The 23,779-nt window shown below is 36.7% G+C and carries 30 protein-coding genes and 1 pseudogene; 30 read left to right on the top strand and 1 reads right to left on the bottom strand.

Annotated features, from left to right (window positions below):
- Window positions 1-46: 46 nt before the first annotated feature.
- The 6 genes from glgB (at window position 47) to D8805_RS08350 (ending at window position 7,497) form a co-directional block, all read left to right on the top strand.
- Window positions 47-1,975, top strand: a complete 1,929-nt coding sequence (gene glgB / locus D8805_RS08375) for a 1,4-alpha-glucan branching protein GlgB (protein ID WP_125416788.1) — start codon at window positions 47-49, stop codon at window positions 1,973-1,975.
- Entirely contained in the window at window positions 1,965-3,107 is a 1,143-nt protein-coding gene (locus D8805_RS08370; protein ID WP_000787259.1) for a glucose-1-phosphate adenylyltransferase, read from the top strand. Before glgB ends, D8805_RS08370 begins: the two co-directional genes overlap by 11 nt.
- Complete coding sequence (gene glgD / locus D8805_RS08365) at window positions 3,097-4,236, top strand: glucose-1-phosphate adenylyltransferase subunit GlgD (protein WP_000687021.1); 1,140 nt, start codon at window positions 3,097-3,099, stop codon at window positions 4,234-4,236. Before D8805_RS08370 ends, glgD begins: the two co-directional genes overlap by 11 nt.
- Complete coding sequence (gene glgA / locus D8805_RS08360) at window positions 4,233-5,666, top strand: glycogen synthase GlgA (protein WP_125416786.1); 1,434 nt, start codon at window positions 4,233-4,235, stop codon at window positions 5,664-5,666. Before glgD ends, glgA begins: the two co-directional genes overlap by 4 nt.
- 61 nt (window positions 5,667-5,727) lie before the next feature.
- Window positions 5,728-6,372 (top strand): phosphoserine phosphatase SerB, encoded by a 645-nt coding sequence (serB, locus tag D8805_RS08355; RefSeq protein WP_125416784.1) that lies wholly within the window; start codon window positions 5,728-5,730, stop codon window positions 6,370-6,372.
- A 9-nt stretch (window positions 6,373-6,381) separates the two neighbouring features.
- Entirely contained in the window at window positions 6,382-7,497 is a 1,116-nt protein-coding gene (locus D8805_RS08350) for a glycerate kinase (RefSeq protein WP_125416782.1), read from the top strand.
- Here the strand turns inward: D8805_RS08350 and D8805_RS08345 are convergent.
- Window positions 7,494-7,940, bottom strand: a complete 447-nt coding sequence (locus tag D8805_RS08345) for a DUF1694 domain-containing protein (RefSeq protein WP_125416780.1) — start codon at window positions 7,938-7,940, stop codon at window positions 7,494-7,496. The genes D8805_RS08350 and D8805_RS08345 overlap by 4 nt on opposite strands.
- A gap of 162 nt (window positions 7,941-8,102) precedes the next feature.
- Between D8805_RS08345 and eno the strand changes: the two genes are divergently transcribed.
- The 24 genes and pseudogenes from eno (at window position 8,103) to D8805_RS08225 (ending at window position 23,714) form a co-directional block, all read left to right on the top strand.
- Complete coding sequence (gene eno / locus D8805_RS08340) at window positions 8,103-9,407, top strand: surface-displayed alpha-enolase (RefSeq protein WP_000022821.1); 1,305 nt, start codon at window positions 8,103-8,105, stop codon at window positions 9,405-9,407.
- A gap of 176 nt (window positions 9,408-9,583) precedes the next feature.
- Complete coding sequence (locus D8805_RS08335; protein ID WP_125416778.1) at window positions 9,584-10,078, top strand: YkgJ family cysteine cluster protein; 495 nt, start codon at window positions 9,584-9,586, stop codon at window positions 10,076-10,078.
- Window positions 10,079-10,279: 201 nt separating this feature from the next.
- Window positions 10,280-11,116 (top strand): AraC family transcriptional regulator, encoded by an 837-nt coding sequence (locus D8805_RS08330; RefSeq protein ID WP_125416776.1) that lies wholly within the window; start codon window positions 10,280-10,282, stop codon window positions 11,114-11,116.
- 185 nt (window positions 11,117-11,301) lie between these two features.
- On the top strand, window positions 11,302-12,216 hold the full coding sequence (locus D8805_RS08325) for a peptidase (RefSeq protein WP_125416774.1): 915 nt from the start codon (window positions 11,302-11,304) through the stop codon (window positions 12,214-12,216).
- A gap of 132 nt (window positions 12,217-12,348) precedes the next feature.
- Window positions 12,349-12,891, top strand: a complete 543-nt coding sequence (locus D8805_RS08320; RefSeq protein WP_125416772.1) for a ClbS/DfsB family four-helix bundle protein — start codon at window positions 12,349-12,351, stop codon at window positions 12,889-12,891.
- A 280-nt stretch (window positions 12,892-13,171) separates the two neighbouring features.
- Window positions 13,172-13,675: a hypothetical protein gene (locus D8805_RS08315; RefSeq protein ID WP_125416770.1), complete on the top strand. Its 504-nt coding sequence runs from the start codon at window positions 13,172-13,174 to the stop codon at window positions 13,673-13,675.
- A 74-nt stretch (window positions 13,676-13,749) separates the two neighbouring features.
- On the top strand, window positions 13,750-14,472 hold the full coding sequence (locus D8805_RS08310; RefSeq protein ID WP_125416768.1) for a TipC family immunity protein: 723 nt from the start codon (window positions 13,750-13,752) through the stop codon (window positions 14,470-14,472).
- Between the two features lie 86 nt (window positions 14,473-14,558).
- The gene (locus tag D8805_RS08305; RefSeq protein WP_125416766.1) at window positions 14,559-15,281 is read left to right on the top strand and encodes a TipC family immunity protein; all 723 of its coding nucleotides are present in this window, start codon (window positions 14,559-14,561) and stop codon (window positions 15,279-15,281) included.
- Between the two features lie 124 nt (window positions 15,282-15,405).
- A complete protein-coding gene (locus D8805_RS08300) occupies window positions 15,406-15,828 on the top strand; it encodes a hypothetical protein (RefSeq protein WP_125416764.1) in 423 nt (140 codons plus the stop codon).
- A gap of 25 nt (window positions 15,829-15,853) precedes the next feature.
- On the top strand, window positions 15,854-16,111 hold the full coding sequence (locus tag D8805_RS08295; protein WP_260469921.1) for a hypothetical protein: 258 nt from the start codon (window positions 15,854-15,856) through the stop codon (window positions 16,109-16,111).
- Window positions 16,112-16,395: 284 nt separating this feature from the next.
- On the top strand, window positions 16,396-16,713 hold the full coding sequence (imm40, locus tag D8805_RS08290) for an Imm40 family immunity protein (protein WP_125416762.1): 318 nt from the start codon (window positions 16,396-16,398) through the stop codon (window positions 16,711-16,713).
- Window positions 16,714-16,868: 155 nt separating this feature from the next.
- Window positions 16,869-17,291, top strand: coding sequence for an SMI1/KNR4 family protein (locus D8805_RS08285; protein ID WP_125416760.1), 423 nt, complete (start codon window positions 16,869-16,871; stop codon window positions 17,289-17,291).
- 324 nt (window positions 17,292-17,615) lie between these two features.
- Window positions 17,616-18,041, top strand: a complete 426-nt coding sequence (locus D8805_RS08280) for a hypothetical protein (RefSeq protein WP_125416758.1) — start codon at window positions 17,616-17,618, stop codon at window positions 18,039-18,041.
- 85 nt (window positions 18,042-18,126) lie between these two features.
- A complete protein-coding gene (locus tag D8805_RS08275; RefSeq protein ID WP_125416756.1) occupies window positions 18,127-18,513 on the top strand; it encodes a barstar family protein in 387 nt (128 codons plus the stop codon).
- 121 nt (window positions 18,514-18,634) lie between these two features.
- On the top strand, window positions 18,635-19,021 hold the full coding sequence (locus D8805_RS08270) for a hypothetical protein (RefSeq protein ID WP_125416754.1): 387 nt from the start codon (window positions 18,635-18,637) through the stop codon (window positions 19,019-19,021).
- A 64-nt stretch (window positions 19,022-19,085) separates the two neighbouring features.
- The gene (locus tag D8805_RS08265) at window positions 19,086-19,655 is read left to right on the top strand and encodes an SMI1/KNR4 family protein (RefSeq protein ID WP_125416752.1); all 570 of its coding nucleotides are present in this window, start codon (window positions 19,086-19,088) and stop codon (window positions 19,653-19,655) included.
- 148 nt (window positions 19,656-19,803) lie between these two features.
- On the top strand, window positions 19,804-20,253 hold the full coding sequence (locus tag D8805_RS08260; RefSeq protein WP_125416750.1) for an imm11 family protein: 450 nt from the start codon (window positions 19,804-19,806) through the stop codon (window positions 20,251-20,253).
- A gap of 210 nt (window positions 20,254-20,463) precedes the next feature.
- A complete protein-coding gene (locus D8805_RS08255) occupies window positions 20,464-20,880 on the top strand; it encodes an Imm70 family immunity protein (protein ID WP_125416748.1) in 417 nt (138 codons plus the stop codon).
- A gap of 197 nt (window positions 20,881-21,077) precedes the next feature.
- Window positions 21,078-21,686, top strand: a complete 609-nt coding sequence (locus D8805_RS08250; RefSeq protein WP_084975403.1) for an immunity 26/phosphotriesterase HocA family protein — start codon at window positions 21,078-21,080, stop codon at window positions 21,684-21,686.
- Between the two features lie 181 nt (window positions 21,687-21,867).
- Window positions 21,868-22,086 (top strand): annotated as a pseudogene (locus tag D8805_RS10405) (RHS repeat-associated core domain-containing protein); the annotation flags it as partial.
- A gap of 64 nt (window positions 22,087-22,150) precedes the next feature.
- Window positions 22,151-22,459, top strand: a complete 309-nt coding sequence (locus D8805_RS08240; protein WP_125416746.1) for an immunity protein Imm33 domain-containing protein — start codon at window positions 22,151-22,153, stop codon at window positions 22,457-22,459.
- A 36-nt stretch (window positions 22,460-22,495) separates the two neighbouring features.
- Window positions 22,496-22,804: a hypothetical protein gene (locus tag D8805_RS08235; protein ID WP_125416744.1), complete on the top strand. Its 309-nt coding sequence runs from the start codon at window positions 22,496-22,498 to the stop codon at window positions 22,802-22,804.
- 37 nt (window positions 22,805-22,841) lie between these two features.
- The gene (locus D8805_RS08230) at window positions 22,842-23,267 is read left to right on the top strand and encodes a hypothetical protein (protein WP_125416742.1); all 426 of its coding nucleotides are present in this window, start codon (window positions 22,842-22,844) and stop codon (window positions 23,265-23,267) included.
- A 69-nt stretch (window positions 23,268-23,336) separates the two neighbouring features.
- Window positions 23,337-23,714, top strand: a complete 378-nt coding sequence (locus D8805_RS08225; RefSeq protein ID WP_125416740.1) for a hypothetical protein — start codon at window positions 23,337-23,339, stop codon at window positions 23,712-23,714.
- The last annotated feature ends 65 nt before the right edge of the window (window positions 23,715-23,779 follow it).

Genomic DNA, 23,779 nt, shown 5'->3' with positions numbered 1-23,779 from the left:
GTATAATAGAATTATAGAAAACGCTTACAAAAAGAAAGGGGATTGGATGAATAATCAAGAAGCATTGAGAACCTTCACTACTGGAGAAAATTTTCATCTCCAGCACTATCTAGGAGCACATAAAGAGGAAAAAGACGGAGAAATTGGTTTTACTTTCCGTGTTTGGGCACCTAACGCTCAGGCTGTGCACTTAGTTGGTGATTTTACAAACTGGACAGAGCATCAAATTCCCATGGTTCGTAATGAAGCAGGTGTTTGGGAAGTCTTCACAAGTCTGGCTTATGAAGGGCAGATTTATAAGTATCATATCACGCGTGCAAATGGGCACCAGATTATGAAAATTGATCCGTTGGCGGTTCGTTTTGAAGCCCGCCCAGAGACTGGAGCCATCCTGACTGATATTCCAGAGAAAAAATGGAAAGATGGTCTTTGGCTAGCTAGGAGAAAACGCTGGGGCTTTTTTGAGAGACCAGTCAATATTTATGAAGCTCACGCTGGATCTTGGAAGAGAAATCCAGATGGTAGTCCATACAGCTTTGCACAACTCAAGGAAGAACTCATTCCATACCTTGTTGAGATGAACTACACTCACATCGAGTTTATGCCTTTAATGGCTCACCCGCTTGGATTGAGTTGGGGCTACCAGCTTATGGGGTACTTTGCTATGGAGCACTCTTACGGGCGACCAGAAGAATTCCAAGATTTTGTTGAGGAATGTCATTTAAACAATATCGGTGTAATTGTGGATTGGGTTCCAGGTCATTTTACCATCAACGATGACGCCCTTGCTTATTACGATGGAACACCAACTTTTGAATACCAAGACCACAACAAAGCCCATAACTACGGTTGGGGAGCTCTTAACTTTGACCTTGGGAAGAATGAAGTCCAGTCCTTCTTGATTTCTAGCATTAAATTCTGGATTGAATTTTATCATTTAGACGGTATTCGAGTGGATGCAGTCAGCAATATGCTCTACCTAGACTATGATAATGCTCCTTGGACTCCAAACAAAGACGGTGGCAATCTCAACTACGAAGGCTACTATTTCCTTCAACGTTTGAACACTGTTATCAAGTTAGCTCATCCAGATGTGATGATGATTGCAGAAGAAAGTTCATCAGCAACAAAGATTACTGGTATGAAAGAAATGGGCGGTCTTGGATTTGACTACAAGTGGAATATGGGGTGGATGAACGACATTCTCCGTTTCTACGAGGAAGATCCGATTTATCGTAAGTATGATTTTAATCTTGTGACATTCAGCTTTATGTATGTTTTCAACGAAAACTACCTCTTACCATTCTCGCATGATGAAGTCGTACATGGTAAGAAGAGCATGATGCACAAGATGTGGGGAGATCGATACAATCAATTTGCAGGACTACGCAATCTCTACACTTATCAGATTTGTCATCCAGGTAAGAAACTCTTGTTCATGGGAAGCGAATATGGTCAGTTCTTAGAGTGGAAGTCTGAGGAACAGCTAGAATGGTCTAACTTGGAAGATCCAATGAATGCTAAGATGAAGTACTTCACTTCTCAACTCAATCAATTCTATAAAGAGCACCGTTGCCTTTGGGAAATTGACACCAGCTACGACGGCATCGAAATTATCGATGCGGATAATAGAGATCAGAGTGTCCTTTCCTTTATTCGTAAGAGTAAAAAGGGTGAAATGCTAGTCTGTGTCTTTAATATGGCGCCTGTTGAACGTAAAGACTTTACAATCGGACTTCCTGTCGCAGGTGTCTATGAAGAAGTTTGGAATACAGAATTAGAAGAATGGGGCGGTGTCTGGAAAGAATACAACCAAACGGTTCAAACTCAAGAAGGATTATGGAAGGATTATGAGCAGACCTTGACCTTTACCCTGCCAGCTATGGGAGCAAGTATCTGGAAGATTAAACGTCGCTTGAAACCAACTAAAACTGTCACAAATAAAACCCAAAAAGGAGTAGAAAATGAAGAATGAAATGCTAGCTTTGATCCTTGCAGGTGGGCAAGGAACACGTCTCGGAAAACTCACTCAAAGCATTGCCAAACCAGCAGTGCAATTCGGTGGGCGCTACCGTATCATTGACTTTGCTCTTTCAAACTGTGCTAATTCTGGGATTCACAACGTCGGTGTTATTACACAGTATCAACCTCTTGCCTTGAACAACCATATCGGAAATGGTTCGAGCTGGGGACTAGATGGCATTAATACAGGTGTTTCTATCCTTCAACCCTACTCTGCAAGTGAAGGAAACCGTTGGTTTGAAGGGACTAGCCACGCTATCTACCAAAACATTGACTACATCGACAGTGTTAACCCAGAATACGTTTTGATCCTTTCTGGTGACCATATTTACAAGATGGACTATGATGACATGCTTCAGTCTCATAAGGACAACAACGCCAGCTTGACAGTAGCTGTTCTAGATGTGCCTCTCAAAGAAGCTAGTCGCTTTGGTATCATGAATACAGATGCCAATAATCGTATCGTTGAATTTGAAGAAAAACCAGCCGAACCTAAGTCTACCAAAGCTTCTATGGGGATTTATATCTTTGACTGGAAACGTCTACGCAACATGCTAGTAGCCGCTGAAAAGAGCAAGGTAGATATGTCAGATTTCGGTAAAAACGTTATTCCAAACTACCTTGAGTCTGGAGAAAGCGTTTATGCTTATGAATTCAAAGGCTACTGGAAAGACGTTGGTACTATCGAGTCTCTATGGGAAGCAAATATGGAATACATTGATCCAAATAACGCTTTGGATAGTCGTGATCGTCAGTGGAAAATCTACTCACGGAACTTGATTTCACCACCAAACTTTATTGGAAAACACGCTCATGTAGAAGATTCTTTAGTTGTGGATGGCTGTCTCGTGGATGGAACTGTTAAGCATTCCATTCTCTCAACAGAAGCGCAAGTACGTGAGGGTGCTGAAGTAGTAGACTCTGTAATCATGAGTGGTGCCATTATCGGAAAAGGTGCAAAAATTAAACGTGCCATCATTGGTGAAGGTGCTGTTATTTCTGAAGGTGTCGAAATTGATGGAACAGACGAAGTACAAGTAGTAGGATATGATGAAGTAGTGGGGGTAGCAACAGATGAAGATTGATAAATATTCAGCCATTTTAGGAAACACCGTTGGTTTTCACGATATGTCAACTTTGACAGATCATCGTCCAGTGGCTAGCTTGCCATTTGGAGCAAAATATCGTTTGATCGACTTCCCTCTTTCTAGCCTTGCAAATGCTGGTGTTCGTAGTGTCTTTGGAATTTTCCAACAAGATAATATCAGTTCAGTCTTTGATCACATTCGTTCAGGACGTGAGTGGGGCTTATCTACCCTTCTCAGTCACTACTATCTAGGTATTTATAATACGCGTGTTGAAAGTAGCACAGTTGGGAAAGAATATTACCAACAGCTTCTCACTTATTTGAAACGTTCAGGATCAAATCAGACGGTTGCACTTAACTGTGATATCGTGGTGAACATTGACCTCAATCAAGTATTCCATTTACATACTACTGCCGGTCGTCCGATTACAGTTGTTTATAAGAAATTACCTAAAAAGGATATTTCAGATGTTAATGCCATCTTGGAAGTGGATGAAACAGACCGTGTTCTTTCTCATAAACTTTTTGATGCCAAATCAACAGATGAACTTTTCAACATGTCTACAGATATATTCGTCGTTGATACTCCGTGGTTGATTAAGCGTTTGGAAGAAGAAGTTCAAAAAGAATACCCAGAAAAATTACGCTATGTTTTACGTGAGTTGGCAGCTAAAGAAGGTGCTTTTGCTTATGAATACACTGGCTACCTAGCCAATATTCACTCTGTTCAATCCTATTATCAAGCCAATATTGATATGCTTGAGTCTCAAAAATTCTACTCTCTCTTCTCACCTAACCAAAAGATTTATACCAAGGTTAAGAATGAAGAACCAACTTACTACTCAAACACCTCTAAGGTAAGTACTTCGCAGTTCGCCTCTGGTAGTATCATAGAGGGTGAAGTAGTTCAGTCAGTCCTATCACGTAATATTCACGTTCATAAGGATAGTCTAGTTAAAGACAGCCTTCTCTTCCCACGTGTTGTGATTGGCCAAGGTGCCCAAGTTGAGTATGCAATCTTGGACAAAGGGGTTGAAGTTGCTGACGGTGTCGTTATTCGCGGTACTGCAGAACACCCAGTTGTAGTCAAAAAAGGCGAAAAAGTTACAGAGGATATTCATTCATGAAAATTTTATTCGTAGCAGCAGAGGGTGCGCCCTTTTCAAAAACAGGTGGTTTGGGAGACGTCATTGGAGCTCTTCCCAAATCACTGGTAAAGGCAGGGCACGAAGTTGCGGTTGTTTTACCTTACTATGACATGGTAGAGGCTAAGTTCGGCGACCAGATTGAGGATGTTCTTCACTTTGAAGTGAGTGTAGGATGGCGTAGACAGTACTGTGGTATTAAGAAGACCGTCTTGAATGGTGTTACCTTCTACTTCGTAGACAATCAAACGTATTTCTTCCGAGGTCATGTTTACGGAGATTTCGATGATGGTGAACGTTTTGCCTTCTTCCAACTGGCTGCTCTTGAAGCCATGGAGCGAATTGATTTCATTCCAGATATTCTCCATGCCCATGATTATCACACCGCTATGATTCCTTTTCTCTTGAAGGAAAAATACAGATGGATTCAGGCATATCAAGGAATCAGAACCGTTTTAACTATTCATAATTTGGAATTCCAAGGTCAATTTTCTGAAGGAATGTTGTGGGATTTGTTTGGTGTTGGTTTTGAACGGTATGCTGATGGAACCCTTCGTTGGAATGACTGTCTTAACTGGATGAAAGCAGGTATTCTCTACGCGGATCGTGTCTCAACCGTATCTCCTAGCTATGCACATGAGATTATGACTAGTCAGTTCGGTTGTGGCTTGGATCAGATTCTTCGTATGGAGTCAGGTAAGGTTTCGGGTATTGTTAATGGAATCGATACTGATCTCTATAATCCAGAGACAGATGCTCTTTTAGACTATCATTTTGATAAGGATGACTTGTCAGGAAAAGCACAAAACAAAGCAAAATTGCAAGAGAGAGTTGGGTTACCTGTCCTAGCAGATGTTCCGCTAGTTGGGATTGTCTCTCGATTGACACGCCAAAAAGGCTTTGATGTCGTTGTAGAAAGCTTGCATCGTTTCTTACAGGAGGACGTTCAAATAGTCCTTTTAGGAACAGGTGACCCGGCTTTTGAACATTCTTTCTCATGGTTTGCTCAAGTCTATCCTGACAAGCTATCAGCAAATATCACTTTCGATGTCAAGCTCGCTCAAGAAATCTACGCAGCTTGTGATCTTTTCCTCATGCCAAGTCGTTTTGAACCATGTGGCTTATCTCAAATGATGGCTATGCGCTACGGAACTCTACCATTGGTTCATGAGGTTGGTGGTTTACGTGATACAGTTCAATCCTTCAATCCAATCGAAGGAACTGGTACTGGATTTAGCTTTGACAATTTAACACCATACTGGCTTAACTGGAGTTTCCAAACAGCCTTGGATGTATATAAGTACCAGCCGGACGTTTGGAAAAATCTACAAAAACAAGCTATGGAATGCGATTTCTCATGGGATACAGCCTGCAAATCTTACCTGGACTTGTACCATAGTTTAGTCAACTAATAGATAAAATCGTATGATTCTTTCATACGATTTTTGGGCTGTTTAGAAAAGAGGAGAAGTGATGACTCAAGTAATGGGCCTCTGTGTCATGGATGTTGATGGCACCCTGATAGCAGAGGAAGTGATTGATCTTTTAGGAAGAGAAGCAGGTTGCGAAGCGGAAATTTCAAAGATTACCAATCAAGCAATGCAAGGTGAACTAGACTTTGAAAGGAGTTTACGAGCGAGAGTCGCATTGTTAAAAGGTCTTCCGATTTCGGTCTTTGATACTGTCTTCAAATCCATTCATCTGTCCAAGAATGCTCAAGAATTTATCTCCATCCTTCAAAAGAAGGGCATTCTAGTCGGTCTAGTGTCTGGTGGCTTTACACCAATAGTTGAGAGATTAGCAAAATCCCTTAGTATCTCCTATTTCTCTGCCAACCAGTTGGAAGTCAAAGACGGTTTTTTAACAGGAAAATTAGTTGGTGAAATTGTGATAGCCCAAGTAAAACAAGCTACTCTTGAGAAATGGAGAAAAGAATTAAAACTACCCAAAGAAAGAACGATTGCCATCGGTGATGGTGCCAATGACCTTTTGATGTTAAAGTCAGCAGTTCACGGTATAGCCTTTTGTGCCAAAGAAGTCGTAAAAGCAGAGGTAGCTTGTCATGTAGATAAGAGGGATCTTTTAGAAGTTCTGCCTTTGATTGATATCTTAGATTGAGAGGGAACTATGAAAATTGTAATTGCACCCGATTCTTTTAAAGAAAGTTTGACGGCAGAAGAGGTCGCTCAAGCTCTAAAAAGAGGCTTCGAACAGTCAATAGCTGATGTAGAATGTCTGCTCTGTCCTGTTGGTGATGGTGGGGAAGGAACTGTAGATGCTATTCGACATTCTCTTGACCTCGAAGAAAAATGGCAAGAGGTGACAGGACCTTTTGGTCTAAAAGAAGAAATGCGCTACTTTCAAAAAGGACAAATAGCACTCTTTGAAGTTGCTGACTTGGTTGGTCTTGGAAAGATTCCGCGGGAGAAACGAAATCCCCTTCACATCCAAACCAGAGGTATCGGAGAGTTGATTCGCCATCTAATCGATCAAGGGATGAAAGAAATCTATATTGGTGTAGGTGGTACGGCTAGTAATGACGGTGGGATAGGCATTGCTGCTGGTCTGGGTTATCGTTTTTATGATAAGAATGGAAAAGAATTGCCAGCTTGCGGTCAGACTTTGCTTGAGTTCGAGTCAATTTCAGACAGCGAGTTGTATAGGATTCCTGAAGATGTGAAGATTCGCATTTTAGCAGATGTCGTGAGTCCTCTATGTGGCAACCAAGGAGCGACCTATACATTTGGAAAACAAAAGGGCTTAGATCCTGCTTTGTTTAAAACAGTAGATTTGGCGATGCAGCGGTTCTATGAAAAATTATCGCCTTCAATCCTGTCTCTTAAAGGAGCAGGAGCTGGCGGTGGGATTGCGGCTGGGCTATGTGCCTTTGCTGAGGCTAGTATCGTATCTGGGATTGACACCTGCTTGGATTTGATTGACTTTGATAAGAAAGTTGCAGGTGCTGACTTGGTTATCGTTGGAGAAGGTAGACTGGACAGTCAAAGCTTTGTTGGAAAAGCTCCTATCGGTGTAGCAAAAAGAACCCCTAACGGAGTCCCTGTTATTGCTATTTGTGGAAGTCTTGCTAACGATTTGCCACCCCTACCATTCGAAAATATACAAGCAGCATTTTCTATTCTAGAGAAAAGTGAGCCTTTGGAAGACAGTTTGAAAAATGCAAGTCTCTATTTGGAGCACACAGCTACTAATATTGGTCGTTTGTTAAATTTGAGAAAGGATTAACTAAACCATTTTTTCCAGACGGATTTTTTAGGAGCCTCTGCCTTTTTCTCCTCCCAAAGACTTGAAAATGCAAGTCTAAGGTCCTTTTCTTCTACTTGAACAGGTTCATTCGTGTGAATAACTAGACCAAAAGGAGAGGTGATATGATCGTCTGAAACAATAGTCGCCTGGCAGTTGCTTTTCTTTGCTTGTTTTAAGTAAAAGACCTGTTTGTCAAACTCGATATTTGGCGAGATCTTCACAAAAAGTATTTCTACCTTTTCTTGAAAACCCTCTAAAATAGAGAAAAATCCATGTTCTAATTCAGGACTATTGGCAGTACTGATATCAGCGTAGCCAAGAACTCTTTCCTCGAAAGTGCCGAGATAGCGGCGTTGTTCGTCTGGGTTTAATTTCGGCCCACCATGAGCTTTTTCTAGTAGTTGTTTTGATAAATCTGTCATAAAAACAGTATATCACAAAAATCGCAAGAAAACAGATAAAAGAAAGCGATTACTTTATAAAGTTAAGGAAAATTTGCACAAAGATAACGTTTTTTCTTGAAAAACGCTTATTTTTAAGGTATCATAGAGGTGTAAAAAATTTAACTCAAAGGAGAGTAAAAAATGTCAATTATTACTGATGTTTACGCTCGCGAAGTCCTAGACTCACGCGGTAACCCAACACTTGAAGTAGAAGTTTATACTGAATCAGGTGCTTTCGGACGTGGTATGGTTCCATCAGGAGCTTCTACTGGTGAACACGAAGCAGTTGAACTTCGCGACGGTGACAAATCTCGTTACGGTGGTCTTGGTACACAAAAAGCTGTTGACAACGTAAACAACATCATCGCTGAAGCAATCATCGGCTACGATGTACGTGATCAACAAGCTATCGACCGTGCTATGATCGCTCTTGACGGTACTCCTAACAAAGGTAAATTGGGTGCAAACGCAATTCTTGGTGTGTCTATCGCTGTAGCTCGTGCTGCTGCTGACTACCTTGAAATCCCACTTTACAGCTACCTTGGTGGATTCAACACTAAAGTTCTTCCAACTCCAATGATGAACATCATCAACGGTGGTTCTCACTCTGATGCTCCAATCGCTTTCCAAGAATTCATGATCGTACCTGCTGGTGCACCATCATTCAAAGAAGCTCTTCGTTGGGGTGCTGAAATCTTCCACGCTCTTAAGAAAATCCTTAAATCACGTGGTTTGGAAACTGCCGTAGGTGACGAAGGTGGATTCGCTCCTCGTTTCGAAGGAACTGAAGACGGTGTTGAAACTATCCTTGCTGCGATCGAAGCTGCTGGATATGTTCCTGGTAAAGACGTATTTATCGGATTTGACTGTGCTTCATCAGAATTCTACGATAAAGAACGTAAAGTTTACGACTACACTAAATTCGAAGGTGAAGGCGCTGCTGTACGTACTGCTGCAGAACAAATCGACTACCTTGAAGAATTGGTAAACAAATACCCAATCATCACTATCGAGGATGGTATGGACGAAAACGACTGGGACGGTTGGAAAGCTCTTACTGAACGTCTTGGTGGTAAAGTTCAATTGGTTGGTGACGACTTCTTCGTAACAAACACTTCTTACCTTGAAAAAGGTATTGCAGAAGGTGCAGCTAACTCAATCCTTATTAAAGTTAACCAAATCGGTACTCTTACTGAAACATTCGACGCTATCGAAATGGCGAAAGAAGCTGGTTACACTGCCGTTGTATCACACCGTTCAGGTGAAACTGAAGATTCAACAATCGCTGACATTGCAGTTGCAACTAACGCAGGACAAATCAAGACTGGTTCACTTTCACGTACAGACCGTATCGCTAAATACAACCAATTGCTTCGTATCGAAGACCAACTTGGTGAAGTAGCTGAATACCGTGGATTGAAATCATTCTACAACCTTAAAAAATAAAATAGCTCAGTGAACTATTTTATCCCGAACCTTGAAATTCAACAGTTCGGCCGTTGATTTAACAACGTTTTGAGCCCCTCGGATTTTATCCGAAGGGCTTTTTTTCTGTTCAGGGGGCAAAAAGGGGGCAGAGTTTATGGTATAATAGACAAAAACACTTGTATTAGAAAGCAATTATGTCTAAAAAAATTGATATTGAGTATTACCACCAGCTAGCTTTGCAAAAGCAGAAAGAGCATCGTAAAGTGTTAGCAAATCTAAAGAAAAAGCCACCAAAGAATCTAGATACGATTGCGCAGCAGATCCACCAAGAAGTTTTTTCTGAGATTGATTGCACCGCCTGCGCTAACTGTTGTAAGACTTTGGGACCAGACTTTAAAGAGGCAGACATCACCCGTATCGCTAAGTATTTTAAGATGAAATTACCGGCTTTTGAAGCGGAGTTTCTGCAGGTGGATGAAGATGGGGACAAGGTTTTCAAATCCATGCCCTGCCCCTTTCTAGGAGGAGACAATCTCTGCTCAATCTACGACGTTCGACCAAAGGCTTGCCGCGAGTTCCCTCATACAGATCGCAAGAAGATTTATCAAATTAATCATCTGACAATTAAAAATACTTTGACCTGCCCAGCAGCCTATCTCTTTGTTGAGAAATTAAAAGATAAGTTATAAGGATTTGAACCTTTAAATCTTGTACAAATATTCTAGGACGGAAGTATCTTGTATTTGCTAGAATATAGATAGATTGAACACGGCCTAAAAGCTATGCGAAAAAGACAGAATTTCCTAGGATCAGAAGCTCCAGCGTCAATTTTCCTATTTTCACTTTGATTTTAACGTCCTTTGTATCTTATGGAGGTAAGAAAAAAGAATATGATGCATCAATTCAACCAAACCATAGATTATTTGGAGCAGCAGCTGACTGGAGAAGTGGATATGAAAAGATTTCAGCAGCTATCGGGCTATTCTTACCCTCTTTTTAGCAGGCTCTTTTCTATCCTAGCAGATATGACCTTGGCAGAATATTTGCGTAATCGCAGGCTGTCCGAAGCTGTGATGGACTTGCGAGACAGCTCTGAGAGGGTCATTGACATAGCGATGAAATACGGCTACGATTCTGCGGATGCTTTTAGCTCAGCCTTCAAGAAATTCCATGGTGCAACTCCCTCAGAAGTTCGAAATGGAAAACCTTATCGGATCTTTCCTAGACTTCAATTATCCTTAAAAATCACAGGAGGAAAGAACATGGATATCAAGATTCAAAAGAAACCCGTATTTTCCGTGGCAGGTGTCTTATTGGAAGCTATTGACAATAGTCAGTGCCCGTCTGCTTGGGAGTATCTCTATGCCCATCACAGCTTTGAAATGCTAGAAGGTTTGGGTAGTGGCCAATCCTTTGGTGTCTGCTCGGATGTCAAAGAGAGCGAAATCATTAACTATATGGCTGCTTATGAGGTGACAGATAAAGCTAAAGCAGAAGAACTAGGACTCTCAATCAAAGAAATCTCCGAAGCTGAATATGCTATCGTCCCAGTCAAAGGCCCTATACCAGCTAGCATTCACAATGCTTGGAGGTATGTTTTGGAAGTCTTTTTCCCAGAAACTGGCTATCGCCACTCAGGCTCACCAGACTTTGAAGTCTATACCGAAGGTGACATGTCATCACCAGACTATCAAATGGAACTCTGGATACCAGTGATTAAGAACTAGAACATTTTCTGACTTTTTATAAAGATGCAAACCTAACTCTGTAGAAGATATCTTTTACAGAGTTTTTAATTATTGACATTCATGCCCGTAAATCACAAATACCCATATTTTTTGTTTGGATTTTATGGGGCATGCGAATAGTTTTCTCGGTATAATAGTCTCATAGAAGATAAGGAGGCAGGAATATGCAGATGTATTTTGGAGATGTATCACTTTGCTATAGCTATTCATTGGAAATGGCACTGGATGCTTATGGTTATGACTTTAAAGCAGAGTTTTTAGAGGCAATTATGGTAATGGGAAATGGCGCTAGCATTGTGAAGGAAGATGAGCAGCACCCTCTAGTATTCTTTGATAACGGAATGCCAGATCTTTCTATTTCTCATTCTTTAAAAATACTAGGATTTGACTATGAGGACTCCTATCTAAAAGATGGAGTGGAAGTAGATTTGGAAGAGATTAAAAGGAAGTTAGAAACGTTTCTGTCCAATGGACCTGTCGTTCTGGGACCTCTTGATATGGGCCATCTGACCTACAATCCCAATCACACAATCCTTTATGGTGTGGATCATTTTGTAACCGTGTATGACATTGATGATCAGTATCTCTATTTGCATGATCCAGCTGGTTTTGCCTGTATGGAGGTTGCTTTTAATGACCTCTTAGAAGCTTGGAAGGCAGAGGCTATTGACTATAAGCGAGGGGCTTACTCCATGTGGGGAAATTTTAGGAAGGTTAAGAGTCCTAGTCAGACTGAAATCTATCAGGAAACAGCAAGGATTATGAAGAACCGATATTTGAATGGCCAAAACGGTGTTTTGGAATGCTATGCAAAAGCAGTTGCTGAAAACGGCTTAAATACGGAGCAAAAACAACTGCACCAGTATTTCAGCTTTAAACTTGCAGCTGTTCGAAATCTCTATCTCAGTAAGTTCTTAAAAGATCATGATCCGAAAGGGGCAAGATTAAAAGAGGAATTGGCATCTCTATTTGGCCAAGCCCACCTTTCGTGTTTAAAAGAAGATTACCAAGAACTATCCCGCTTGTTCTATCAGATAGCAGAGGTGGATGGTCGCTTTAGAGATTTATATGTAAAGTAGTGACTATAAGCATTAAAAAATAGTTAGTAAAAGCAGTTTTTCGTAAAATGAAGAACTGCTTTTTGATTATGGTTATGGTATAATGAAGTAAGAAAATACCTCAACCTACTAGAAAATGAAGGGAGAACGCCTATGCCAAGACCAAGAACAAAAGAGGAGCTAATGCTAGCCTCTAAGGAAAACTATGAAAAGCTCAATCACTTTATCTCTAAATTAAGTGAAGAGGAACTACAGACTCCTTTTGATTTTTCAAAAGACCAAAAGAAAAAAGAAGCTCACTGGAAAAGAGATAAAAATCTACGGGATGTCCTGATCCATCTCTATGAATGGCATCAGTTACTTTTGACCTGGGTACATTCCAATCAAAAGGGTCATGAAAGACCTTTTCTCCCTGAACCTTATAATTGGAAAACTTATGGGGAAATGAATGTCGCATTTTGGAAGAAGCACCAGAAAACGTCTTTAGAAGAAGCGACTAGACTACTAGAGCAATCGCATGAAGAGGTTTTAGAGTTGTTGGAAGGCTTCAGCAATGACGAATTGTTCACAAAAGGTGTCTATAAGTGGACGGGTGGGACAAGTCTTGGCTCCTACTTTGTGAGTGCCACTTCCAGTCACTATGACTGGGCTCTAAAAAAACTCAAAGCTCATCAGAAAAATTGTAAGAATAGCTAGTTGAAGTGCTATTGAAATTCACTAAAGGTTCTTCTAAGCTTCGAATAGCTTAGTTCTCGTGATTTTAGAGCTCTTCTAGCTTTAGAATCCTTCAAAAATTAAAATTTAAGGCTATTATAGACTTAGAATAGGTCTAAAACATATATATAAATGCAATTCTAAACTTAGAATTGCATTTATATTAAAGTAATTGGACTGTTCGACGCTTAGAATGCCTTGATTCTAAGAAATGTTGACTAGAAAATGCTTAAATTAACTTTTTTCTGATATAGGATGATAGATAGGTGAGATGATGAACATACAAAAAGAGAAAGTTAGAAAAGAGTTGGTCTCCCTCTGTTTGGGAGAGCTTTCAGCCGTCCTATCCTTTTGGTTTTGTTTTTTCCTTTTGAAAAATCGGCTTGGTGATTGGAAGAGTCTAGTCACCATTCTCTATCCTTTGTCTTTACTGACATTTATTTTGCTTCAAGGTTCAATCTATTGGGCGATTTTGATTAGAAGACTGTCAAATCCTCAATTCGGAAGTGGAAATGTCCCTAGAATATATGGTGGGCTCAGAATACTAGATCTTATTTTACTTATTTCAGGCTTTCCTTTTATTGTCTGGAATACACAGAGTGTCCAAGTTGCTATCTTAGCCGCGCTGATACAGCTTTTTGCCCTTATCGAATGGGTTAATTATTACCTCGTACGTCTGTCTTATAGTTTGAACCCACTTGTTTTATGGAGACGAATTACCAAGGGTAAACTTGAAAAAAGCAGAATAGCTAAGGAGTTAGGGTAGGGTGGACTATCATTATTTTGATTTCAAATATAGCAGAAAAGTTATATGTAAGTATATAGAGAAGAAAAAGGGAAATGAAAAAAATTTTAAAAATTGTACTCATAACTGTATTAGTTTTTCTAACTTTGTTCGGTCTATATCGTGTCTATCAAAAGAATTATTATAAAGGAGTGTATGAATCTTTAAGTAATGTCTTTTTAGAAATGAACTATGCAGAGATAAATAGTGGTGTTTTACCTGGACTTGCTGATTTTAGTAAAGCCGTTGATGGGAGTCAATCGTTTAGAGATCCAGACTGGATAATTCCTATAGGACTTGATGCAGGCTTGTCTGAAAATGAAAGTTTAGAAGTGATTGTAGGTTTTGAAGAAACTTTTATTATTGAATACCAGCAACTATTATCTGATGGGAGATATCTTTATATAAAATATGACTACAATGATAAGAAACTCAACCAATCAGTCGAAATCTCAGATTCTAAATGGTCGGTAGCGTATGACTTAGCTAGTTACAATATACTCCATAAGGATGAGGGAAAACTAGATTTGGAGGCATATAAAGAATTATCACGTCAGTCGAAAACAGGGGATTCGATACCTAATTTTTACCTAACTAATCCCAACGAAGCACTAGAGTATTTAAAGCCTTATGGGATTGATGAAGCTTGGATTAAAGAAAAATCTCACTTCATGCTCTATGATGTCGTTCTAGAACGCTGGTTTAAAAATGGTAGTCAACGTTACTCAGTTGACAATCTTGGGGATGTAGAGATTGTACCACTCAGTTTTTCTGAATAGAATGATACCCAAGCAATGGAGATGTTAAAAGAGAAGAACAATGTTGTTTATCAGTTTACCCAAGATTTAAGTAAGGAAAAAGGTAGATGAAAAAATTTTTAAAAATCGTACTCATAATTTTATTAGTTTTTCTAACTTTGTTTGGTCTATATCGTGTCTATCAAAAGAATTATTATAAGGGAGTATATGAATCTTTAAGCAATGTTTTTTTAGAAATGAACTATGCAGAGATAAATAGTGGTGTTTTACCTGGCCTCGCTGATTTTAGTAAAGCCGTTGACGGAGGTGAATCATATCGCGATAAGGATATTATAGTTGGTATGAGTCTTGAATCAGCCTTATCTGAGAGTGAAACTATATTAGTGTATGTAGGTATTGAAGAAACATTTCTAATTGAGTATAGACGATCGTTACCTAATGGCAGATATCTTTTTATTGACTATGATTATAGAGATAAGATGCTCAAACAAACTATTGAAATTTCAGAATCTGATCAATCATTAGCTTACGGGTTAATTGGTTATAATATAGAAGTGAAGAGTGGAAAAGAATCTGATTTAGAGCTACATTTAAAAAGTTCCTATAGTTTTAGCTCGACTAAAGGCTTACCAAATTTTCAGATAACAAATCCAAACGAAGTACTAGAGTATTTAAGGCCTTATGGGATTGATGAAGCTTGGATTAAAGAAAAATCCCACTTTATGCTCTATGATGTCGTTCTAGAACGCTGGTTTAAAAATGGTAGTCAACGCTACTCAGTTGACAATCTTGGGGATGTAGAGATTGTGCCACTAAGTTTTTCTGAATAGAGTAACTGAACTGATAATAGATATAGTAGTGTTGTATGAAATAAAAAATGTATCGGATGAAAAACAAAAATAATGAATCCGCTACTAGAACCTATGCCTTTTCATAAAACAAGGGAGAGAGGAAATGAATATTTTAAAACTACAGGAACAGATTGACAGTACGAAGTACTGGGATTCCTACGCATTAGACTTTCGAGCTTCATTTTTCGGGGATGAATGTAAACTCTATATCGAGATTGAAAATGGCAAATCGGATCAGTATTGCTGGGAGATAGTTTTCTACCGTTGTTTTAAGGTTGACTATGAGACGGATGCTGGTTGGACATGTTGGGAAAGCAAGAGTGGCACAAGGAATTTCAATATGAAAGATATTCCTTTTGAAAATCTCATGTCTCACACTGTACATGACATTAGACTTATCGAAGAGAAAAATGATATGATACAAGCTACAATTATTTTATCAAGTATGTTAATTAAGATTGTGTGCCAAGAAATTCAAGTTTCTAAGGTTTTAGTCAGAGAACAGAACTTCTTTTGGGAGCCTTAATTCTATTAACTTGAGGTAGATAAGAATGACTATTGAGGATTTAAGAGAACTACTACTATCAATAGCGGAAGAAGATGCTATCATTTCGACTTTATTTTCATTTTTTATTAGAAACAAAGGATATTCAATTCAGATATTGGAAGAGATTATTTTTTATGGAATGGCAATAGGTTGGTTTGAAATCGTTAATGTAGAAAATGATAATATTCCTTATACGGATATTGAGTGGAGAATTGATAATGACTTTCAAGAAGTTGTTTTTGCGATAATGATTTTGCTGTAAAGACTTTATTTACACAGGAAGGTGGAATTCCAGAATTATTCAGGAAATTTATTTTATGACAGAATGCTCAATCAATTCCTGTCCTCCATTTAAAATCTCTGACAGATTTGTTAGGATTGACTCTTAATCTTAGAATTATTTATAAATAGGATATATGATAGTAAAAGCTATTACATGACTTGATAAGGAAATTGGAGAAGTAGAGGTTGTCGTGGCATATGAAAAATATGAAATTGAATGTTTTTCTTATCTTTTTAAAAATGAAAAAGTAGGAGTCTAATCATATGGAACTAGGTAAATTTAATTTTAAAAATAGAGGTCAGTCGCTAGCAGAATTGGGTGTTGCAAGTTATGCATATACATATCAAGATATGTTGGCATATATTGACTGGATAGAGTCGAAAAAGTTTATGATTCTTGGTGGCGATGTCTATGTAGAAGGAGATGGGGGACTTGAATTGACTTATGATAGTTGGTATTATTCTCCTAAAAATAATGGTAGCGACTTACTCCAGTCAATTTCTGTAGCAAAAGATTATATCAACCAGTATATAGATAGTAATGGAAAACATTTTTATTTTACAGTAGTTACTTCAGCATAGATGGAATTGATAGTCAAAAAGAATTGCTCAGTGTAAATAGAAATCATAAATATAAGTAGGATAGGAAATGGATTAATCACAGTGAATTTAACTTACGGAGAGGAAATTATTGGGAAAATATAGCTGGAGATGTTATTGATAAAATGAGGTGAAAAATGATTGATGAATTGAAGAAAAAGATTGCTTCTAGCGAGGGTGTAGATTTTGCACCATTTGGAAAGGAAATTTCTGATGAATGGATTACAAAAGCTGAGAAAAGATTAAATTTTCTTTTCCCTGAAACGTATAAGTGGTGGCTGAAAAATTATATGGGGGGAGAGATTTATGGAGAAGAAATATTCAGTATTTATGGATTAGATTTTGATACTGTTGTAGGAGGCGATATTGTTTATATAAATGAGCTGAATAGAAAAGAGGGGTTCAGTAATTCTGAGCAATTAGTTATTTGTGAATGTGGTGATGGCATGTTCTATTTTCAAAATCAGGACGGTCTGACCAATGAATTACCTGTTTTTAAAGATGGAGAATACTATGCAGATAATTTTATAGAATTTCTACTAAAAAGAATAGACGAGTAGTATTAATAACCTATTCAGATGCAATAGAATCATATATATAACTCTCGAGGAAGGATGGTTTTGATAGATTTATAGTATGAGCAGGATGACACAAAGCGAGATTAACTGTTCAAAATGTTCATTCTTTAAAAACAAGAAGATTAAGCCTTTCTATACTTTCATAGGACAAAAGATACATGGCTCTTAAATATCTCCTGAGTAAAAAACTATGCAGCTATACAGAAATTGAAAAGCAGATTGCTAGAAGTTTGGATCTTTTATGAAAATAATATTACTATAAAAATGATAGACAAATTTGAGATATAAATATTAAGGAGAGAAGTCGTGTTACGATTTGATTTAAAAAGAAAACAAAAAGAGATCGAAGAAATAGATTATTGGGAAATGGGAATACTAGATTTAAAGATATCCTATTTTGGAGATGAGGTTTCTTTGTGCTTAGAAGATTATCATAACAAAGAAAAATACTGGGAAATTAAGTTTTTAGTATGCGCAAAAGTAGAGTATAGCAATGATGCTTTAGACATTCAGTGGAGAAAAGATCAACCCGTTAAAAACATGACTAGAGGAGAATTACATCATCATGGTCAAGAAATTTCTTTACAAATTTATGAGGAGAATCCTGATTTTGTGAAGTGTATGGTTGATATTGGTTTGTTGCAAATGACAATTGTTTGTCGTGACATTCAGATAGAACATCTTGATTTAAAGGGTGCTCATTTCTTTTGGCAGGATAATGATGTTTTATAGATAAATCATCCAAAGAATCAAAGAACGAGAAACTGGTTTGTATTACATAACTAAGCATTGAGAACAATTTATAAGGTAAAATAAGGTGAATGTATATAAAACAATAACAAAATTAGAGAAAATATATTTAATGTTCAAATTCTCTGTTTATTTTTATCTAAATATTGATAGAAAAACAGTACAGAGTGAAAAAGATGTGGTACAGATATTAGCGGAAGGTTTTAATATTGATGATCTCCAAGATGGTAATTGGGATGCACTAGCTGATCGTCTTGAGCGTCCTGACTATATAATCCCAGATAGCATTAATATTTTTATAAATAATGCAAAGTATCCTTTTATCAATGATGAAATTTCTAAAAATATTTTTTTAGAGATTTTATCTGATACTGTTTTGTGGTGGGATGGAGGTGTTGAGAGATACATAGTTGGTGGTAAGAGAAAAAAATTTAATGTTTATATCATTGAATAATGCCACTTCATCGAGATTTAAACAAATACAAGTATACAGCACTTGAAGAATCTGAGATGAAGCCCTAGCAAGATACGGACTACTAGGCCATTCTTTAAATTATTTATATAGGAATGAGATTATGTTAGGTATTGAACTGAAAATAGCTATAACTGAGTTAGTTGTGATAGATAGATTGTTGAAGTTATTGGATGCTAGCCATCAAATAGATCATTCACACTTTTTCTATAAGAATGTAGATATGGATTATTCAGAGACTATAAATTGGAAGGAATATTTCTCCACTCCCTCAACTGGTTATCTGCATTTGAAGCGAATATTTTTGGGAGAGTATATTGAAGATGCTATCATTATCATTTCTGGAGATAAAGATATGATTGATTTCATTATTGAGTTTCAAGCTGAGTCTCTGACGAATAAGGAAATAAATAATATTAAGAATTTTATACTAGAGTCTGATATTAATATTTCAGATAAAGACATCGAAGTTATTTATGAGGAATATTGAGGGTGTAGAAAGGACAAGATTAACATCCATCTAAAATTTTCAAATGAGAGTGTAGGAAATAGATATGAAGCGAGATGATTTGAAAATGAAAATAGCTAAGATTAAAAAGCTACTGCTTGAGAATAATGTTCATATAGAGCAAGGCTTAAGCGATGATGAAGTACGAAAAATTGAGAAAATATATAATGTAAAATTTCCCCAGCAGTGGTTGGAATTTTATCAAAATATACTACCTGTTTCAGAACGTTTTTATAACTGGAGAGATTTTTCAGTTGAAAACATAGCAGCTATAAAAGAAAGATTAGCGAGTCCTTATAATGGAATTTTGGAAAGTATCGATGAAATAGTTTGGGATATTTCTTGGGGACTAGAGCCTGCTAGGGTAGAAGAGAAAAATAAGAAAATAAGAAAAATGCTAAAATCAGCTCCCCCTCTAATTCCTTTATATGGGCATCGTTTTCTTCCAATATTTGAAAATAAGGAAATGCCCGTTTTATCTGTTGTAGATTTAGATATTATCTATTATGGAATGGATTTGTATGATTATTTTGAGGTTGAATTCGGACATAAGCGACTTGTATCTGACTCAAAAAAATATAAAGAAGTTCCTTTCTGGACAAGTAATTTTTATTGAGTAAGTTTGTTCAGATAGATTCTAAAATTAAAAAGGTGATTTTAGTCCCTTAATAACTGTTAGAGATAACGAAGATGATTATTGAGATGGGGTTAGATTTGCAAGATAAAAAAATGCTTTACTCGAATTATTGGAAAGGATTAGAGTAATGTTTTATCAACTAAAATATGAAATAGATCTTGTAGACAAGGTTATTGAAAAAAAGAAACGCTATATTTATGGGGATAGTAATAATATCAATGACATCGAATATGAAAATTATCCTAAAGATAGATTTCATACAATAATACATTCTGAAAAGAAAGTAGAGTCGTGGCCAAATGTAGAATTCTATTATAATTCATTGGAGATGACAGAGGAAAGTGATTACTTAGGTAATATTGATTCATGGCCTATATTTAGAAAGAATGTAGTAAAAATACTAAAAAAAGAATACCCCAATTTAGAATTTTATCCTGTAAAATTAATTGATGTAGCTACTGGAAGCATCAATACAAATTATTTTGTTTTACATGTTCTCTGTATAATTGATGCATTTGATATGAAAAATAGTAAATACCGTTATAATGAGAAAATAGTAATCAAAAGTCTTACTTAAATGGTCAAGAGATATCTTATGGAAGCAAAGGAAGCGTGAGACCAGAATATTATAATAACCATGGTGTAGAGGAGAAAATTATAACCTAAAAAATGAATTCGAGGTCAGAAAGTCTTTGATGATACCTTAAATTACGTTTTTGATACTATTAATAATAAAACTTCAGTTGATGTAGAAGTAATATTTAAGAGAGATTAGGAGAGGTATTTTATGTCTGTAGGATTAATGGTTGGTTATAATTGGTGGACTATAGGAGAAGGAAGTCTCTTTAATTCATTCTTTTCGACTATTTATGTTCGGTTAGAGAATAATGAGTGGGGAAGTAAATATCCTGTTATAATGAATAATCTTTATTGGGGCGATGTTCCCTTAGAATTTGTAGAAAAAGGAATAGCGGAGTTATTATCTATTCAAGAAGAGTTTAAAAATTTTCTACCGCATGAAATTATATGGGATTTTGAAGATTTGTCACTCACTCCTCCTTGGGGTACTAATATTGCATCCCATATAATAGATTTATCCCAATATTTTATAACTAGTTCAGGAAGTGATTTATTTGAAGTTATGTTGACTAGTTTTAGATTTGCACTTGAGCACGGTCAAAATGTGAGTGTAAAAAGTATCTGAGGATAAAAATTCAAATAAAAAGATTGTGTTTATTTCACTCAATTAGCAGATGCTGTTATACTCGTTGATTAATCATAATATAACCAAAATGGCAATGCGAATCAATTGAATAAAATTAATAGTATTAGCCCTAAAAATAAAATGTATAATGATGCCATGAAGTGGGCAGAAAAGTATTTTAATGGAGGAAATTAATAATGAATACAAATCTAATAGCTTTAAGAAGAAAAGAACGTTATGAAAGTTTAAATTTAGAAATTCAGAAGGAGTTAGATAACTTTTATGACACAAAGGCAGCTACTCATCAACTAAAAGTGATTAAAAAAAGTAGGTCAATTCCAAAAGTGGGAGATGTATTTCTTGTGTCTCCTAGGGAGGGAATCTACTTTTATGGTAAAGTGCTGGTTTCTAATATAGTTAGAAAAGTTCGGGATTCTTTTGTGGAAGGGAAACATGTTGTATTTATCTTTAAAGGAAATACTCATGAAAAAAATATTGATAAATACAAGCCAGATTATTCTAACTTGTTAATTCCACCTGCTATTGTAGGTGATGAATATTGGAAAAAAGGATATTTCCATACTATCGCTAATATTCCCTTAACAGAGGAAGAGAAAAAGCTGGATTTTGGATTCTATAGTATTCATTTTAAAGGTAACTTTTTCTGTAAAGAGACTGGAGAATTATTGGATAAAGAGCCTAAATTATTAGGGATACATGGAATAACAACCATCAGTGGAATCGGAATGGCAATTGAAAGAGAATTAATTATTAATCCCTCCTTATTAGAAGAAAACACAAATTAGAATTATATCTCGCTTAGCATAAAAGAAAGTACTTGAAGAATCAATTTCTTCAAGTACTTTTACTGTTCAATAGGCATAAAGGTCCCAACAATATTTTCAATAATGTGAGGCTTATCCTCCTATCAGGCTCTATGACAGGCTTGATCAATAATGAACAAGTACAGACACGACAGGTCAGCTCTTTGCTTATAACGGTGAAGCTCGTGATGACACTGAACTTGACTATTTACGAGCAAGATATTATGATAGTCAGGGAGGGACTTTCCTAATAGAGGATAGCTACCCAGGCGAAGCGACTGCCCCTCTCAACCAGAACCGCTATGGCTATGTGCAGAACAAATCCGTAACTATACAGTTCCGAGTAGGCTCGGAAAAATTTAATTGCAAGATGAATCCATAGTAAGATATGGACTTGTATACTGGAGCCTGTATTTAAAACGAATGTTTTTGGAAAGGAAGTAAAAATGCATTTAGGTGGCTCAGTAGTTTCTAATCATATTTTAGAAAATAAAGCAAAATTGAAATGGGTATTTCGTGAGGATGCCGTGGATGAGCTAGACAATGGCTGGCGCTTTCTTTCTGAAATAGATACCGAAGAATACTTATCAAATCCTGAAAATATGTCAGTATGCGACTGGAGTACAATTGTTGAAATTGAACCTGCTGTATTATTGATTTACGACATGCCTATCGGAACAGAACTTACACTTATTTACGAAGGTGAGCAGAGATATTTTATAGATACAAATACTGGAAGCAAAATTTTACTGTAAGACAGTAGCAGCAACCAGATAAGAAAGAAGATAAAAGTGACGATAGAAACAGAATTGAAAAGAATTAGTAAAAGTCTATCTTTAATAAATGACAACCAAACCTTTAACAAGATATCTTCTACTAATTTAGAGAATATAGATGATATTTTAAATGATTATTTACCTCTTCATTTAAAATGGATAGAGAAGGGAAATTCTTGGATTGTTGAGTCATTGAGCGAGAATCATCAATTAGATAGACAAGCATTTTCTCAGTTACTTGTAGGTGTTAGAAACTTATATCTTGATTTAGAAGAACTTCAAGATTTGCTTATTGAAGTATCAAATGAAATAGATGGAAAGTAGATGTTTAATTTTATAAAAAGGAATAGTGGAGTTGAGTATGAAATTAGATATGGAAACTAAAAATGAAGAATGGGTAGAAGTCTTTAAAGGTTTGATTCCTGTAGATAACTATAGGTTAAAGGTCTTGTTGACAAACTTGTCAGATGGTCAAGAAATTAGGCTGATTGGAAAACAAAACCGTTTTAAATTATCATGTATTTATTATGATGAAGCACGAGTCTTTAGCAGGGAATTGTATTTATCTGCAATTCTAGATAAAGAGATGGTTACAAAATTTGAAAAAAATAATTTTCAAAATGTCATTTACGAAGTCAAGAATAGTCAATTAGTGAAGAAACTGGAATACACATCATATTATGATCTAGGAACTTTGCATTCACGACATTATATAATCATAACTCAAGATAGTGTAGTGGAGATTCTTGTTTCTGCAAATTTGAAATTAGATATCAGCCAATACTAGAAAATTTGCTAATCAAACATGTACACCGCTGTAGTACAATTATCGGAAAATAGAATTTGGAGAAATGATATGGAAAAATGGACAAAAATTAAACCGAGCTTCATTCCTTTTGGAGATTATGGTATTGAGGTAAATATAGATGGAGATACTCTAATTGCCTACTTGGAAGATTCAGAAAAGTTTAAATTTACCTTTACAAAGGTCTGGGCTTTCCGCTCAGTCTACGAAAGCCTAGAATTAATAGATAGTTACTGGGAGCAAGGATTGGCAGAGAACAGACCACTTTATCTGACCAATTATATCTATGAAGTCGAGAATGCAGAGTTTGGGGACTTGGTCGCTTCTGCAAATGTAGCTAATAAAAAGCTACATCACTACAAATTAATGTCGACGCATTTTTTAGTGGATGTTGTATCCGAAAACGATGTAAAAGTGGAGAAAGTATAAAAATAAGGCGAATAAGTCCTTTAAGTCAATTCAGATTATGATAACTACCTGTTTCATTTATGCTA

This window comes from Streptococcus oralis subsp. dentisani, assembly GCF_003944205.1.
GTDB lineage: Bacteria > Bacillota > Bacilli > Lactobacillales > Streptococcaceae > Streptococcus > Streptococcus oralis_BH.
The sequence above is the reverse complement of the archived record's forward strand: the minus strand, read 5'-3'. Positions and strand labels throughout refer to the sequence as shown.

Excerpts from the sequence above, each read along its gene's own strand:
- D8805_RS08305 (WP_125416766.1), top strand. The coding sequence starts at position 14,559 with ATGAAAAAATTTTTAAAAATCGTACTCATAATTTTATTAGTTTTTCTA.
- D8805_RS08330 (WP_125416776.1), top strand. The coding sequence starts at position 10,280 with ATGATGCATCAATTCAACCAAACCATAGATTATTTGGAGCAGCAGCTG.
- serB (WP_125416784.1), top strand. The coding sequence starts at position 5,728 with ATGACTCAAGTAATGGGCCTCTGTGTCATGGATGTTGATGGCACCCTG.
- D8805_RS08230 (WP_125416742.1), top strand. The coding sequence starts at position 22,842 with ATGAAATTAGATATGGAAACTAAAAATGAAGAATGGGTAGAAGTCTTT.
- D8805_RS08270 (WP_125416754.1), top strand. The coding sequence starts at position 18,635 with ATGTTAGGTATTGAACTGAAAATAGCTATAACTGAGTTAGTTGTGATA.
- D8805_RS08300 (WP_125416764.1), top strand. The coding sequence starts at position 15,406 with ATGAATATTTTAAAACTACAGGAACAGATTGACAGTACGAAGTACTGG.
- D8805_RS08255 (WP_125416748.1), top strand. The coding sequence starts at position 20,464 with ATGTCTGTAGGATTAATGGTTGGTTATAATTGGTGGACTATAGGAGAA.
- glgA (WP_125416786.1), top strand. The coding sequence starts at position 4,233 with ATGAAAATTTTATTCGTAGCAGCAGAGGGTGCGCCCTTTTCAAAAACA.
- D8805_RS08320 (WP_125416772.1), top strand. The coding sequence starts at position 12,349 with ATGCCAAGACCAAGAACAAAAGAGGAGCTAATGCTAGCCTCTAAGGAA.
- D8805_RS08265 (WP_125416752.1), top strand. The coding sequence starts at position 19,086 with ATGAAGCGAGATGATTTGAAAATGAAAATAGCTAAGATTAAAAAGCTA.
- glgD (WP_000687021.1), top strand. The coding sequence starts at position 3,097 with ATGAAGATTGATAAATATTCAGCCATTTTAGGAAACACCGTTGGTTTT.
- D8805_RS08250 (WP_084975403.1), top strand. The coding sequence starts at position 21,078 with ATGAATACAAATCTAATAGCTTTAAGAAGAAAAGAACGTTATGAAAGT.
- D8805_RS08285 (WP_125416760.1), top strand. The coding sequence starts at position 16,869 with ATGATTGATGAATTGAAGAAAAAGATTGCTTCTAGCGAGGGTGTAGAT.
- D8805_RS08240 (WP_125416746.1), top strand. The coding sequence starts at position 22,151 with ATGCATTTAGGTGGCTCAGTAGTTTCTAATCATATTTTAGAAAATAAA.
- D8805_RS08260 (WP_125416750.1), top strand. The coding sequence starts at position 19,804 with ATGTTTTATCAACTAAAATATGAAATAGATCTTGTAGACAAGGTTATT.
- D8805_RS08325 (WP_125416774.1), top strand. The coding sequence starts at position 11,302 with ATGCAGATGTATTTTGGAGATGTATCACTTTGCTATAGCTATTCATTG.
- D8805_RS08295 (WP_260469921.1), top strand. The coding sequence starts at position 15,854 with ATGACTATTGAGGATTTAAGAGAACTACTACTATCAATAGCGGAAGAA.
- D8805_RS08370 (WP_000787259.1), top strand. The coding sequence starts at position 1,965 with ATGAAGAATGAAATGCTAGCTTTGATCCTTGCAGGTGGGCAAGGAACA.
- imm40 (WP_125416762.1), top strand. The coding sequence starts at position 16,396 with ATGGAACTAGGTAAATTTAATTTTAAAAATAGAGGTCAGTCGCTAGCA.
- eno (WP_000022821.1), top strand. The coding sequence starts at position 8,103 with ATGTCAATTATTACTGATGTTTACGCTCGCGAAGTCCTAGACTCACGC.
- D8805_RS08335 (WP_125416778.1), top strand. The coding sequence starts at position 9,584 with ATGTCTAAAAAAATTGATATTGAGTATTACCACCAGCTAGCTTTGCAA.
- D8805_RS08310 (WP_125416768.1), top strand. The coding sequence starts at position 13,750 with ATGAAAAAAATTTTAAAAATTGTACTCATAACTGTATTAGTTTTTCTA.
- D8805_RS08345 (WP_125416780.1), bottom strand. The coding sequence starts at position 7,940 with ATGACAGATTTATCAAAACAACTACTAGAAAAAGCTCATGGTGGGCCG.
- D8805_RS08350 (WP_125416782.1), top strand. The coding sequence starts at position 6,382 with ATGAAAATTGTAATTGCACCCGATTCTTTTAAAGAAAGTTTGACGGCA.
- D8805_RS08225 (WP_125416740.1), top strand. The coding sequence starts at position 23,337 with ATGGAAAAATGGACAAAAATTAAACCGAGCTTCATTCCTTTTGGAGAT.
- glgB (WP_125416788.1), top strand. The coding sequence starts at position 47 with ATGAATAATCAAGAAGCATTGAGAACCTTCACTACTGGAGAAAATTTT.